Raw genomic sequence first — 15,205 nt, 5'->3', positions numbered from 1 at the left:
GGGTACGAATTTGAGTAAAGGAACGATTGTGAGTGTTTCCGGACCTCTAGTTACGGCTAGTGGAATGGAATCAGCAAATATACAAGATATATGTCGAGTAGGTCGTTTAGGCCTTATCGGTGAAATTATAGAAATGCGGGATGATATAGCCTCGATTCAGGTTTATGAAGAAACGTCGATGGTTGGACCTGGTGAAACTGTTGAAACGACAGGAGAAGCGCTATCTGTAGAATTAGCTCCTGGTATGATTTCTCAGATGTTTGACGGAATTCAAAGACCATTAGATGAATTTATGAAAAAAACGCAAAGTAATTATCTTGAAAGAGGTATGACCATCGCACCTTTAAATCGTGACAAAAAATGGGAATTTGTTCCAGCAGTAGAAGTTGGAACAAATCTTGCTGAAGGAGACGTAGTGGGGACAGTTCAGGAAACGAAAGTTATTGAACACCGTATTATGATACCATTTGGCGTAAAAGGAAAAGTGAAATCTATCGAAACAGGTGCTTTCACTGTAACAGATAATATTTATGTCTTAGAAACTGATACCGGTGATAAAGAATTTACGATGATGCAAAAGTGGCCTGTCCGTCAGGGTAGACCCATTGCTAAGAAATTGAATCCGGTCGAACCATTAATTACAGGACAACGTGTTATTGATACGTTATTCCCTGTAGCTAAAGGTGGAGCCGCTGCTGTACCCGGACCATTTGGAGCCGGTAAAACAGTTGTTCAGCACCAAATTGCGAAATGGGCAGATGTTGACTTAGTTGTTTATGTTGGTTGTGGCGAACGTGGTAATGAGATGACAGACGTAATTAATGAATTTCCAGAATTGATCGATCCTAATACAGGCGAATCAATTATGGAAAGAACGGTATTGATTGCTAACACCTCTAATATGCCTGTGGCAGCTCGTGAAGCTTCTATCTATACAGGAATCACTATTGCAGAATATTTCCGTGACATGGGCTATTCGGTAGCAATCATGGCTGATTCAACTTCACGTTGGGCTGAGGCTCTACGTGAAATGTCAGGACGACTTGAAGAAATGCCTGGGGATGAAGGGTATCCTGCTTATCTAGGTAGTCGTATAGCTGAATTTTATGAGCGTGCCGGAAAAGTTATCGCATTAGGAAGCAAAGGCAGAGAAGGTAGTATTACTGCCATTGGTGCTGTATCGCCTCCAGGTGGAGATACATCCGAACCCGTTACCCAAAACACATTGCGAGTGGCTAAAGTATTCTGGGGGCTAGATAGTTCATTAGCCCAAAGACGTCATTTTCCATCAATTAACTGGCTTAAGTCTTATTCACTTTATTCCAATGACATGAATGCTTTTGTTGGTAAAAAACTTGATGTCGACTGGAGCGCTATGGTTACTCATACAAAATCATTACTCCAAGACGAGTCAGAATTACAAGAGATTGTACGTCTGGTTGGTGTGGAATCACTTTCTGAGAAAGACCGTTTAAAGCTAGTTACCGCTCGTATGCTTCGAGAAGATTACCTGCAGCAAAACGCTTTTGATGACGTTGATACGTATACGTCCAGAAATAAGCAATACGAAATGTTGAATACCATCCTGCTCTATCAAGGAGAAGCAGAAAAAGCAATGGATTTAGGTGCATACTACGATGAAATTATCGAAGGTACGGAAAATGCACGTGAAAAAATCGCTCGTATGAAATTTGTACCTGAAGAAGAGTTAACTCGCATCAAAGAAATTAATGTGCAAATTGAAAAAGAAGTTAAAGTAGTGCTTGAGAAAGGTGGTGTGGAATCAGATGCTTAAAGAATATAAAACAGTTACAGAAATTGTCGGACCGTTGATGACCGTTGAAGGTGTTGAAGGTGTTAAATTTGATGAGTTGGTTGATATTGAAATGCAGACTGGCGAGCGTCGTCGTGGCCAAGTGTTGGAAATTACTGGAGATAAAGCAGTTGTTCAGTTATTTGAAGGATCAACTGGGATCAACCTAGAGGACACTAAAGTCCGTTTCTTAGGTAAACCTTTATCGTTGGAAGTTTCAGAAGATATGATTGGTCGTACATTTGACGGCATGGGCCGAGTAAATGATGGCGGACCGGACTTGATTCCAGAAAAAAGTCTGGATATCAATGGTCAGGCAATCAACCCTATCGCACGTGACTATCCGGATGAATTTATTCAGACAGGTATTTCTACTATTGACCACTTAAATACATTAGTACGTGGTCAAAAACTACCCGTATTTTCTGGCTCTGGACTACCACATAAAGAACTAGCTGCTCAGATTGCCAGACAAGCGAGTGTTACTAACAAAGAAGAAAAATTCGCAGTGGTTTTCGTTGCTATCGGTATCACATTTGAAGAAGCTGAATTCTTTATGAATGACTTCAAAGAAACAGGAGCGATCGATCGTTCTGTCCTGTTTATAAACTTGGCAGATGATCCTGCGATTGAGCGTATTGCTACACCACGTATGGCTTTAACAGCGGCTGAATATTTAGCTTTTGAAAAAGACATGCACGTTCTTGTTATTATGACAGACATGACCAACTATGCTGAAGCACTGCGTGAAATTTCGGCTGCTCGTCGTGAAGTGCCGGGTCGTCGTGGTTATCCAGGTTATTTGTATACCAACCTGGCATCGCTATACGAACGTGCAGGGCGATTGGAAGGAACTAAAGGATCTGTTACACAGATTCCGATCCTTACAATGCCGGAAGATGACATTACCCATCCAATTCCTGACCTGACAGGTTATATTACTGAAGGACAAATTATTTTGTCTCGTGATCTGTATAACCAGGGCTATCAACCGCCTATTGATGTTTTACCATCCTTATCGCGTTTGAAAGACAAAGGTACAGGAGAAGGAAAAACAAGAGAAGACCACGCGGCAACAATGAACCAAATGTTCTCAGCATATGCTCTAGGTAAGGAAGCGAAAGAATTATCTGCGGTGTTAGGTGAAGCTGCACTATCTGAGACGGATAAAAAATATGTTGAGTTTACAACTAAATTTGAAAAAGAATACGTTGATCAGGGGAACTATACAAATAGATCTATTCAGGAAACCTTGGATTTGGCTTGGGACTTGCTAAAAATTCTTCCAAGATCTGAACTCAAACGTATTAAAGACGATATGTTAGACAAATATATGCCAAAAGGAGAGTGAGGTAAATGGCTAAGATAGATGTCAACCCCACTCGTATGGAGCTTGCAAACTTGAAGAAACGATTGAGTTTAGCAACTCGAGGTCATAAGTTACTAAAAGACAAACAGGATGAACTCATGCGACAGTTCATTCAGTTGATCAGGAAAAATAATGAGTTAAGAAACCATGTCGAAGAAAAACTCGAAAAAGCAATGCAGTCTTTTGCCATGGCGAAATCATTATTACATGAGAGTTACATTGAAGAACTGATGGCTGTTCCTAGCCGAAGTGTATCTTTAAATATTGGACGTAAGAATATTATGAGTGTAAGAGTCCCTCAGATGAACTTTCAATATGAGGATAATATTGAGGACGCTAGTGCATTAAGTTACGGTTATTTAAACTCTAATGGCGAATTAGATTTAACTTTTGAGTATCTCATAGAAGTCATGCCTAAAATGCTTGAATTAGCTGAAATTGAAAAAACATGTCAATTGTTGGCAGATGAAATAGAGAAAACCCGACGTCGAGTGAATGCTTTGGAATATATGACTATTCCTCAACTGGAAGAAACCATTTATTTCATTAGAATGAAGCTGGATGAAAGTGAACGTGCAGCGATTACTCGATTGATGAAAGTTAAAGATATGGGCCAATAATAGTTTTAATAGTGAATCACTGCGAGAAGTTAGAACACTTAACTTCCCGTAGTGATTTTATTTTGTAGTCAAAATATATTTTTCCGTTATAATAATGGTACACATATCAATTAATCGAATAGCTATAAATTAGCCTGTTTATTACGTAGAGAGGTGAATTGCTTTGAATTCAACATTTTTTCAAAAAGAAAACATGAGAAGAGCCATCGTTTTTGGAGGTGGCGGTGCAAGGGGTGCATTCGAGATCGGTGTCTGGAAAGCCTTAGATGAACTGGGTTATCACGCAGACATTGTAACAGGAACTTCAGTCGGGGCTTTAAATGGGGCGCTTTATGTCTTGGGGAATCAAGTGGAAGCAGAGGAAATGTGGAAAGAAATTGAAACCCAAGATATTTTGGGTTTTGAATTACCAATCGAGGTAGCCAATTTCGGGGATTACAGAAAAACGATATCAGATTTTATTGTTAAAGTTGTAAAAGAAAAAGGGTTGAGTACTAAACCCCTGGAAGAAATGATTATAAAGTATATTGATGATGAACATGAAATTCGCAGTAAGGATATTATTTTTGGACTTTCCACAATCAATTATAAAACCAAGAGAGTTGAAAATTATTATTTAGAAGATATAGAAACGGGAAGATTAAAAGACTATTTGCTAGCCAGTGCCGCAATATATCCAGTTATGGAAAAATATTATATTGATGAGGTTCCTTATATTGACGGGGGGTATAGGAATAACATACCTATAAATCTAGCTCTCAACAAAAAGCCCGATCAAATGGTTATCGTGGATATTCACGGCCCTAGTATATTCAGACACGATCAACGAATAGATGATGTCGAATACGAATGGATCAAGACGAACTGGCCACTTGGGGATATGCTTCTTTTTGATAAACAGAGGACAGAAATCAATGTTAGTCTAGGTTATATGGAGACAATGAAAATAGCGAAAGCATCTGACTATAAAGGTAACTGGTACACATTTGACCCAAGCCAGTTCACTAAAAAAAATGAAGCTTTTTATGTTGTTTTACATCAATTACTGATCGGCCAAGGTTCCAATCGATTGTTTAAGGATATTGACAAAGAAAAATACCAGCAGGAATTATTAAAAGAGTTATCAAAGAAATGGAAAAAAGAGGTGAATGAAGAGAATTTAATGTGGGCTGTTCTTGAAATGACAGGAAAAACATTTAAAATATCACCGGATAAAAAGTATTCTATAAATGAATTTCAAGAAGTTATTATAAACCGGGTGACTGAATTAATGGAAGACGAAAAAACGGAATCTATAAAAGCATTTGAGCCTTCCTTCATACTCAGCAGGAAGGAATGGAGTAAAGAAATTTTTGAAGAGTTACCTTTAATGTCAAATCGAAGAATGACCATACAAATACTAAAGTGGCTCACGGATGATTCGATATCTTGGGATCACCCCCTTTTTAATATCATTATAAGAGCTAAGCCTTTGCCTATGATCTTAGCTCTATATTGTAAGTATTTATTCTCGAAAGAAGAAGGTTTTTCTTGAAAAATACATTTCATTTTCTTATAATGATATGGTACAATTGGGGAATAAGTTTTTAGTGATAGTATGTGTTGGGAAGGAAGTTCAAATGGGAGATCGTGGTTTGCTAATTGTGTTATCTGGACCTTCAGGCGTTGGTAAAGGGACAGTAAGAAAAGCTATTTTCGAAAATCATTCCAATAGCTTTGATTATTCTATTTCTATGACGACTCGTTCTAAACGAGAAGGCGAAGTAGAAGATATTGATTATTTCTTTAGAACGAAAGAACAATTTGAGAAACTAATCGAAGAAGATGGTCTACTTGAATATGCTAATTATGTAGGTAATTATTATGGAACGCCGATGGAATATGTAAATAAGACATTGGATAAGGGAAGAGATGTCTTTTTAGAAATCGAAGTCCAAGGGGCATTAAAGGTCAGAGAAAAAATGCCGGAAGCTATTTTTATCTTTTTATCCCCGCCTAACCTGGAAGAACTAAATTCTCGTATCGTGAATCGCGGAACAGATAGTGATGAAATGATTGAAAAAAGAATGAAAAAAGCTGCAGAAGAATTAAAACTGATTCAGTATTATGACTATGTGGTCGAAAATGATACGGTTGAAAATGCTGCACGAAAAATACGAAACATTATTGAGAGTGAGCATTTGAAAGTTACGAGAAACTTGAAAGAGTATGCACATATAATAGAGGAGATGGAATAAATGTTATTATATCCTTCACAAGATGATTTATTAGGTAAAATCGATTCAAAATATTCATTAGTAATTTTAGCTGCCAAAAGAGCTAGACAATTACATAATGGAGAAGCAACACCTATGTTAGAGGACTACAAAAGCGTTAAAAATGTTGGGAAATCTTTAGAAGAGATAATTTCTGGAGATTTGGTTATCGATCCTGACAGCATTGAAAAAAAATAAAAATCGACCTTAACCTCTGTTTTATGTATTTTATAAGAGCCTCTCTTTTAAAATACTAAGGGCAGAGGTTTTTTCTAGTATGTGAAAAAAGTCAAATCCGTAAACAATAACACAAATGATTTTTGATACTAAAGATGTGCGAGGTGTGAGAAATGTTAAAAGGAAAAAAAGTTGCTCTGTATGTTACTGGAGGAATAGCCGTTTACAAAGTCGTAGATTTGATGAGAACATTAATTAAATCAGGGGCAGAAGTTCAAGTAGCTATGACGGAGTCTGCTACGCAATTTGTATCGCCCTTAACATTCCAGGTTTTAAGTAAAAAATCTGTATATGTTGATGTCTTTACAGAAAACGATCCAGAACAGGTCAGTCATATTCATTTTGCAGACTGGGCGGATGTTGCGATAGTGGCCCCGCTCACAGCTAATACACTTGCCAAAATGGCGTATGGCATGGCCGATGATTTTGTTAGCACAGCCTTGTTGGCAACCACTTGTCCCATATTTGCTATCCCGACAATGAATCATCACATGTTTGAGAATCAGGCAACCCAGGCTAATATTAAAACATTACGCGAGAGAAAAGTATATGTCATGGATCCAGATGAAGGGTTTCTGGCTGAAGGTTATTCTGGAAAAGGGCGGTTTCCTGAACAATCACGTATCATCGATGAGTTATGCCTGTTTCTGCGTCAGTCTAGCAATGACCTGCCTCTTGAAGGCAAGTCTATATTAGTCACCGCAGGAGGCACTAAAGAGCGTATAGATCCAGTTCGTTTCATATCTAATGACTCCTCAGGTAAAATGGGACATGCAGTCGCAGAAGCCGCTTGGGGAAAAGGCGCTGAAGTGACATTGATCACTGCTAGTTCGTTGCCGGTTTCCTCAAATATTAGAGTTGAACGTGTGGAGTCGGCAAACGAAATGTATGAGGCGGTGTCTAAAGGATTTGACACCAGTGATGCTTTAGTCATGGCAGCGGCTGTATCTGATTACACACCCGAAGTGAATCACAATCAAAAAATGAAAAAACAGGAACACCTGACTTTGAAACTTAAAAAAACGCCCGACATTCTGAGTGAAATGGGCAAACGCAAACGTCCTTCTCAATGCCTTGTCGGTTTTGCTGCTGAAACAGAAAATCTGACGGACTACGCGAAAAAGAAATTAGTGGCGAAAAAGGCAGACTTGATCGTTGCTAATGAAGTCGGAAAAAGTGACCGAGGTTTTAATGTTGATGAAAATGAAGTGACCTTTATCAGTCACCAAAGTGATCCGCAGACAATTCAGTTGAAAGAGAAAAAAGATATAGCCAAGGACATTATTGATTGGATCATAGAATTTATAAATTAAGAGGGGATGACACATGTCTCTAGTTGCTAATATCATAGTGGATGTTCCCACGTTACAGACAAACAGACCATACACATATAGTATACCGGAAGAGTTTTTAACAATCATTGAACCGGGCATGCGTGTAGTCGTTCCTTTTGGGAATGGATCGAGAAAAATACAAGGATTTGTCGTAGAAATCAAAGATCACGTATCATCTGATATGGATTTGAAAGCTATCGAGTCGTTAATGGATAGTTACCCAGTTTTAACTCAAGAGCTGGTTCGCTTGGGTGAATATCTGTCACATCAGACCTTCAGTTTTCAAGTAAAGTGTTATCAAACTATGCTCCCTGCAGTGATGCGGGCTAAATACAGTAAAATGATCAAGATTATTGATGAAATTCCAGAATCTTTTTTATGGGATGTCTTTAAAGGTAAAGATGAAATGAGTTGGGAAGAAGCTGAAAAACAGAACGTTTTAAGCCAGATCATTCAGTTGGAAAAAAAAGGTAAAGTTGAAATTGAGTATGATGTAAGCGATAGAGCAGCAGTGAAAAAAGTAAAAAAAGTAAAAGCACTGCTTGGTTTTGAAGAGTATGAAGAAATAAAAGCAGAGATCCGATCGAACGCAAACAAGCAAAAGCTGTTTCTTGATATCCTGCAATCGTTGGATGAAACGTCTTCCTTATCTTACTCCGAATTAAAAGAAGAGGATGTATCCTCTTCGACAGTGCAGGCAGGAGCGAAAAAGGGATGGTGTGAAGTTTTTGATGAAGAAGTATACCGAGATCCATTTGCTTCTTCCGAATTTGAAAAAACGAACGCCATGTCTCTGACGCTAGAGCAGATACATGCTTTTGATAAAATAAATCAATCAATAAAAGACCACCATCATGATGTGTATCTTCTCAACGGGGTCACTGGGAGTGGGAAAACAGAGGTCTATTTACAAACGATTGCTGAAGTCCTAGATGAAGGTAAAGGGGCACTCATGCTTGTACCAGAGATTGCTTTGACACCTCAAATGGTCCATCGATTCAAGAGTCGATTTGGGGATCAAGTAGCTGTTTTACACAGTGGGTTATCTAAGGGCGAGAAGTATGATGAATGGCGTAAAATTGAAAAAGAAGAAGCCAAAGTCGTTGTCGGTGCTCGCTCGAGCATCTTTGCACCGTTAAAAAATATTGGTATCATTATAATTGATGAAGAACACGAAACGACTTACAAACAAGAAGAATTCCCCAAATATCATGCGAGAGATGTCGCTATTTGGCGGGGGCAGTACCATGATTGTCCTGTTGTTTTAGGCAGTGCGACACCTTCTCTGGAATCACGCGCGCGTGCGACCAAAGGTGTTTATACTTTATTGGAATTGAACAAGCGTGTGAATAATCATCCTATGCCAGAAGTGGATGTTATTGACATGAGAGATGAAGCTAAAAAAGGGAATCATTCAATATTTTCCGAATCATTACTAACAGCGTTAGCCGAGAGGATTGAGCGGAAAGAACAATCAGTGTTATTATTGAATAGGCGAGGTTATTCTTCATTCGTGATGTGCCGGGATTGTGGTTATGTACTGGAATGTCCTAATTGTGATATCTCTCAAACGCTGCACATGGACACCAAGACGATGAAATGTCATTATTGTGGGCATGAAGAAGCGATCCCCAAAAAATGTTCGCAGTGTGATAGCCGGTCAATCAGGTACTACGGGACCGGGACACAAAAAGTAGAAGAAGAACTCAAAACCTTGCTTCCACAGTCAAGGATCATTCGTATGGATGTTGATACGACAAGGAAAAAAGGCGCGCATGAGAAATTATTCAATAAGTTTGAAAAAAAAGAAGCAGACATACTGCTTGGGACTCAAATGATTGCTAAAGGCTTGGATTTTCCGGAAGTGACTTTAGTAGGCGTCATTAATGCAGACACTGCATTAGGCTTGCCAGACTTTCGCTCCGCAGAAAAAACGTTCCAGTTATTAACTCAAGTGAGTGGGCGTTCCGGTCGGGGAGAAAAAGAAGGTAAAGTGATCGTGCAGTCTTACAACCCTGAGCATTATGCTATACAATACGCCAAAAAACATGATTATGATGCTTTCTATAAAAGAGAAATGCACTTGAGGCATTTAAGTGAATACAGTCCGTATTACTTCCTGCTTAAAATTTCCGTGAGTCATGAAAACGAAATGACGGCCGCTAAAAAAATCAGTCAATATACAGATTATATTCGTCCAGCCTTATCTGAAAGAGCGATTGTATTGGGGCCAACGCCAAAGTCTATTGCACGGACGCACAACCGATATCATTTCCAGGTTTTAATCAAGTACAAAGAAGAAGCTAAATTAACTCAAAAAATACACGACTTGTTACAGGAAACACAGAAAGAACAGGCTAAAGGCGTGTTTATATCCATCGATTATCAGCCTTTAGATTTTATTTAGAAACGAGGGATAGCGAATGTATAAAGTGATTTTTATGGGAACACCAGCGTTTTCAGTGCCTATTTTAGAAGCTTTAGCTAACAGTGATTTATGTGAAGTGAGTGCTGTTGTGACCCAGCCAGACAGAAAAGTTGGCAGAAAAAAACAGTTGACAGCCACTCCGGTCAAAGAAAAAGCAATGGAATATGACATTCCCGTTTTCCAACCTGAAAAACTGTCCGGAAGTGACGAACTGAAAGCAGTATTAGAATTAAGACCTGATTTAGTAATTACAGCTGCATACGGCCAATACGTACCAACATCACTCCTGCATACGCCAAAATTCAAAGCCATTAATGTGCATGCATCGTTGTTGCCTAAATATAGAGGTGCTGCACCGATTCATTATGCCTTGATCAATGGAGAAGCAGAAACGGGCGTGACGATAATGTATATGGAAAAAGAAATGGATGCAGGAGATATTATATCCCAGAGACATCTGACCATAGAAAATTCCGATACAGTAGGAAGTTTATTTACAAAATTGAGTGTATTAGGTAGAAATCTTTTGATGGAGACATTGCCGCATGTTTTTAGCCGGGAGATCAAGGCGCAAAAACAAAATGAATCAGAAGTTACCTACGCACCAATGATCAAGCCATCAGAAGAAAAAATAGAATGGTCAAAATCAGCTGAACAAATCAGCAACAAAATCAGAGGGATGAATCCTTTTCCAGGAGCGTATACTTTTTTGAACGGTCAGCGCTTTAAAATATGGAAAGCTGACACGCTCAAAGTAGCTAACGACGAAAAACCTGGGACGATCATCGAGTTAAACAAGAATGAATGTATTGTGAAATGTGAAAACCAAACGGCTCTGTCGCTTAAAGAAGTCCAACCTTTTGGGAAACCCAAAATGCAGATAAAAGACTTCTTAGCAGGGGCTCTAAATTATTTAGAAGAGGGTATGCGCTTTGACGAAGACAAACTTGAAAAATAGCAGCCGCTATATCGCGGTTACCATATTAGAAAAAATAGAAAAGAATCATTCCTTCAGCAATCTCTTGTTGAGTGAAGCGGTAAATAATCATCAGTTATCAGATAAAGATAGAGGACTTTTGACAGAACTTGTTTATGGAGTCATTCAAAACAAACTGTTATTGGATTACCAGCTTGAACCGTTTATCAAACAACCCAAAAAAGTGGAAAATTGGGTCAAACAATTACTTCGCCTTTCTTTGTATCAGATGACACAGCTTGACAAAGTTCCGACTCATGCGAGTGTGAATGAAGCCGTTCGTATTGCAAAAGCAAGAGGTCATAAAGGGATTTCCGGTTTTGTAAATGGCGTTCTCAGGAGTATTGACAGACAAGGGGTTCGCTCTCCAGAAGACATCACTGATCCGGTGACTTATCTTTCAATCAAACACAGTTACCCAAAATGGATAATTGAACTATTAATTGAAGAAGTTGGAAAAGAAGAAACTGAAAAAATTGCCCAGTCCTTATCCAAACGAGCTAAAGTAAGTCTGCGTGTCAATACAACAATGAAGGCTATGGATGACGTCATTGAACAACTGGGTCAAGAAGGATTCAAAGTAAGAAAAAGTGAAATAGCAAAAGATGGATTGATTTGTGAAAATGGCTTACCTGTGCAATCTGATTTGTTTGAAAAAGGGATCATAACTGTTCAGGATGAGAGTTCCATGCTTGTAGCAGAAGCTATGCAAATTGAGGGAACGGATAAAATACTAGATGCGTGTGCTGCTCCTGGTGGGAAAACGACGCATATGGCCACTTATTTAAATGAATCAGAAGGGGCTATTGTGGCAGTTGATCTACACGAAAATAAATTGGGGAAAATCCACGAAAATGCTGAGCGTTTAGGCGTTTCTGGGCTTATTGAAACCCAAGTATTGGATGCTAGAAAAATTACGGAAGTATTTGCTAGTCAAACGTTTGATAAGATACTCGTGGATGCCCCCTGTTCGGGTCTTGGTTTAATGAGGCGGAAACCGGACATTAGGTATCAAAAATCAATTGAGGATGTCTTTTCACTACAAAAAGTACAATTAGATATATTAAATAATGTTGCTCCCTTATTGAAAAAAGGTGGACGTTTGCTTTACAGCACCTGTACAATTACATTAAAAGAAAATAATGAAGTGATTGAAACTTTTTTGCGAGACAATACTGATTTTAAAGTTGAACCTGTCTTTACGCATAAAGGTGTCGTGCAACTTTCTAAAGAAGGGTATGTTAATTTGTACCCTCACTATTTTGATACTGACGGATTTTTTATAGCCAGTCTAATCAAACAAAAATAATCAAGAGTGGAAAACGGGTGAAAACGGAATGTCTTCCGTTTTCACCTCTACATAGTATTTACTAATAATAGTTGAGCAGGAGTGAGTAAAACTGGAAATTTTTAAGAAGACCCTTATTGGGAAGCGTTCGATTAATCAAGATTACGTTGAAACATTTTTAAATAAAGAGAATCAATTGATAGCAATTTTATGTGATGGAATGGGTGGTCATAAGGCGGGAGATATTGCAAGTGAAATGGCTGTTCTACAAATAGGTAATCACTGGTCAGCAACCTCTTTTATTGACAGTGACGAAGCAATAGAGTGGCTCGATCAGCACATAAATTTAGAAAATCAAAGGATATATAGAGTGGCCAAGTCCTACAGTGACTTAGACGGAATGGGAACGACCATCGTCGCGGCCGCTTATATAAATAATGAAATTATCGTTGGTAACATCGGAGACAGTCGGGCTTATCACTTTAAGCAAAAAGAATTAACATTGATCACTGAAGATCATACATTTGCGAATGAGCTGAGACTTAAAGGTGAAATTTCAGAAGAAGAAGCAAAAAACCACCGTCAACGACACACATTGACACGATCGTTAGGTGTTTTAAAAAAAGTGGAAATTGATTTTTTCGTTTTTGAAAAAGCCGATGATTCGATTCTCATGTTGTGTTCAGATGGACTTTCAAACGGAGTAGAAAATGATTTGATGAGTAGTATTTTAACAAGACCACGTTCCATAAACGACAGAGGTAATATACTAATCGAAAACGCGTTGCGGAATGGATCCACAGATAATATTACGGTTTGTTTAATTGATAATAAATTCAATGCAAATAGTGAAGGAAAGGAGGGTAAATAGATGAAAGTCGGTGAAAGAATAAGTAATCGCTATAAACTTATCAGAGAAATAGGTTCAGGCGGGATGGCTAAAGTGTTTTTAGCGGAAGATTTAATTCTGGAACGTCAAGTCGCTGTCAAGCTGATGGCTTACAATTTCCACGAGGACGAAGCTAGTATCCGGCGGTTTAAAAGAGAAGCGTTATCTACGACTGAATTACTCCATGCAAATATAGTGGATGTGGTCGATGTTGGAGAAGATGAAACGCCGTATATTGTGATGGAGTACGTTGAAGGCTATGATTTAAAGGAATACATTAAAGAGCATAAACCCATTCCTTATAAAAAAACCGTAAAAATAATGAACCAGATCTTAGAAGCTGTGGAATATGCACACAGACACAATATCATTCACAGAGATCTTAAACCTCAAAATGTTTTAATTGACCACGACGAAACAGTTAAAATTACTGATTTTGGTATAGCTGTAGCTTTGTCTGAAAACTCAATTACACAAACAAATTCACTCCTAGGTTCTGTACATTATATTTCACCAGAACAGGCTAGAGGGAGCATGGCAACTAAACAGTCGGATATCTATTCACTTGGGATATTGTTATATGAACTGCTCACAGGAGATGTTCCTTTTGACGGAGAATCGGCTGTATCTATTGCCCTTAAACATTTCCAGAATGAAATGCCCTCGCTTCGAGAAAAAGACTCTTCTTTGCCTCAAGCGCTGGAAAATGTCGTTTTAAAAGCTACCGCAAAAGACCCGATACATCGCTATCAATCTGTGTATGAAATGAAAGAGGACTTAAAAAAAGCACTTTTACCAAGTCGAGCTGATGAAGAGAAATTTGTTCCTGCAGATATTATTGATGATAAAACGCGAGTGATTACACCCATAGCGACACCTGAAGTGTCAGAAAAGCCAGCATCTACTGAAAAGGATAAGAATTCAAAAAATAATACTAACCGATCAAAATCGACTAAATCGAGCAAACGAAAAAAAGTACTGTTGATGATTATTGCCGTTCTTATTGTGTCAGTGTTAAGTATTTTGTTTTTCATCTTGACCCAGCCTAAAGAAGTCCAGGTGCCTGATCTTCAAGGAATGACGATCGAAGAAGCAGAAAGTGAATTGGTGAATCTCAACCTTAGTCTAGGGGAAACGGTTGAACAGAATCATGAAGAAATTGGGACAGGTCTTATTATCCGCACGAACCCTAACGCAAACTCTGTTTTAAGAGAAGTCGGTGCGGTTAATTTATATATCAGTCTCGGTAAAACACCCGTCACAATCGATAGCTATGAAGAAAAAGTGTACGAAGATATCCGAGCTGAATTGACAGAGTTAGGATTCACTGTAGAAAGAGAAAATCAGAACGACGCTGCTGTACCAGAGGGACATATTATGTCTCAAAGCATTGAACCGGGGGAAGAAGTTATTCCTAGTGAGACAACTATTGTATTAACCGTAAGTGAAGGGCCAGCAGGGCACAATTTAATGAATCTGACGGGCTATTCTCCAGAAGGTGTGGAAAGATACGCGGATGATTATAATCTATCTGTAACGATCACTCGTGAACCTCACGGGACGATCCCTGAAGGGCAAGTCGCAAGTCAGTCTCCTGAACCGGGAGCGACCGTTTACAACGGATCACGCATTTCCGTTGTCTTTTCTACCGGACCGGAAGAACCAGAATTTGTATCATTCTTTAAAGAAATAATTATTGAATATGTGGATACCCAAGATGATACTGAAACCAATGATGAAACGGATGAAGAAAAGCCTACAGATGAAGAAGACGAACCTGAACCAGAAGAGGTAGAAAGTGAACCAAATATAATTGAAATATATGTAAATGATGCTGAAAACTCGTTTGACGACATTTACCGTGAGTTTGATATCCATGAAGATACTTCAGAAGTTATTTCTTTTAGTATTGAAGAGGGGAACAAAGCGAGTTATCGCGTTGTACGAAATGGAGAAGTTATTATGGAAGAGTCAGATATTTCTCCAAATGACTAGA

General features: G+C 38.6%; 12 protein-coding genes. All 12 read left to right on the top strand.

All coding sequences use genetic code 11. From position 1 onward, the window contains the following. Positions 1-10 precede the first annotated feature (10 nt). A complete protein-coding gene (locus AX762_RS12160; RefSeq protein WP_071849374.1) occupies positions 11-1,795 on the top strand; it encodes a V-type ATP synthase subunit A in 1,785 nt (594 codons plus the stop codon). Beyond that, positions 1,788-3,164: a V-type ATP synthase subunit B gene (locus tag AX762_RS12155; RefSeq protein WP_071849373.1), complete on the top strand. Its 1,377-nt coding sequence runs from the start codon at positions 1,788-1,790 to the stop codon at positions 3,162-3,164. Before AX762_RS12160 ends, AX762_RS12155 begins: the two co-directional genes overlap by 8 nt. 5 nt (positions 3,165-3,169) lie before the next feature. Beyond that, on the top strand, positions 3,170-3,802 hold the full coding sequence (locus tag AX762_RS12150) for a V-type ATP synthase subunit D (RefSeq protein WP_071849372.1): 633 nt from the start codon (positions 3,170-3,172) through the stop codon (positions 3,800-3,802). A gap of 163 nt (positions 3,803-3,965) precedes the next feature. Then, positions 3,966-5,336, top strand: a complete 1,371-nt coding sequence (locus AX762_RS12145; protein WP_071849371.1) for a patatin-like phospholipase family protein — start codon at positions 3,966-3,968, stop codon at positions 5,334-5,336. 85 nt (positions 5,337-5,421) lie between these two features. Next, positions 5,422-6,039 carry a guanylate kinase gene (gmk, locus tag AX762_RS12140; protein WP_071849370.1) on the top strand — a complete coding sequence of 206 codons (618 nt, stop codon included), beginning with the start codon at positions 5,422-5,424 and terminating at the stop codon, positions 6,037-6,039. Next, positions 6,040-6,255: a DNA-directed RNA polymerase subunit omega gene (gene rpoZ / locus AX762_RS12135; RefSeq protein ID WP_071849369.1), complete on the top strand. Its 216-nt coding sequence runs from the start codon at positions 6,040-6,042 to the stop codon at positions 6,253-6,255. Between the two features lie 152 nt (positions 6,256-6,407). Then, positions 6,408-7,607, top strand: coding sequence for a bifunctional phosphopantothenoylcysteine decarboxylase/phosphopantothenate--cysteine ligase CoaBC (coaBC, locus tag AX762_RS12130; protein ID WP_071849368.1), 1,200 nt, complete (start codon positions 6,408-6,410; stop codon positions 7,605-7,607). 13 nt (positions 7,608-7,620) lie between these two features. Next, complete coding sequence (gene priA / locus AX762_RS12125; protein WP_071849367.1) at positions 7,621-10,035, top strand: primosomal protein N'; 2,415 nt, start codon at positions 7,621-7,623, stop codon at positions 10,033-10,035. Positions 10,036-10,051: 16 nt separating this feature from the next. Beyond that, positions 10,052-11,014, top strand: a complete 963-nt coding sequence (gene fmt / locus AX762_RS12120) for a methionyl-tRNA formyltransferase (protein WP_071849366.1) — start codon at positions 10,052-10,054, stop codon at positions 11,012-11,014. Next, entirely contained in the window at positions 10,989-12,341 is a 1,353-nt protein-coding gene (rsmB, locus tag AX762_RS12115; protein ID WP_071849365.1) for a 16S rRNA (cytosine(967)-C(5))-methyltransferase RsmB, read from the top strand. The genes fmt and rsmB overlap by 26 nt, the downstream gene beginning before the upstream one ends. Before the next feature lie 91 nt (positions 12,342-12,432). Beyond that, on the top strand, positions 12,433-13,191 hold the full coding sequence (locus tag AX762_RS12110) for a Stp1/IreP family PP2C-type Ser/Thr phosphatase (protein ID WP_071849364.1): 759 nt from the start codon (positions 12,433-12,435) through the stop codon (positions 13,189-13,191). Then, positions 13,192-15,204: a Stk1 family PASTA domain-containing Ser/Thr kinase gene (gene pknB, locus AX762_RS12105; RefSeq protein WP_071849363.1), complete on the top strand. Its 2,013-nt coding sequence runs from the start codon at positions 13,192-13,194 to the stop codon at positions 15,202-15,204. The last annotated feature ends 1 nt before the right edge of the window (position 15,205 follow it).

It is taken from the genome of Alkalibacterium sp. 20, from assembly GCF_001885615.1.
Taxonomy (GTDB): Bacteria; Bacillota; Bacilli; order Lactobacillales; family Carnobacteriaceae_A; genus Alkalibacterium.
This window is presented reverse-complemented; position numbering and strand designations above follow the sequence as displayed.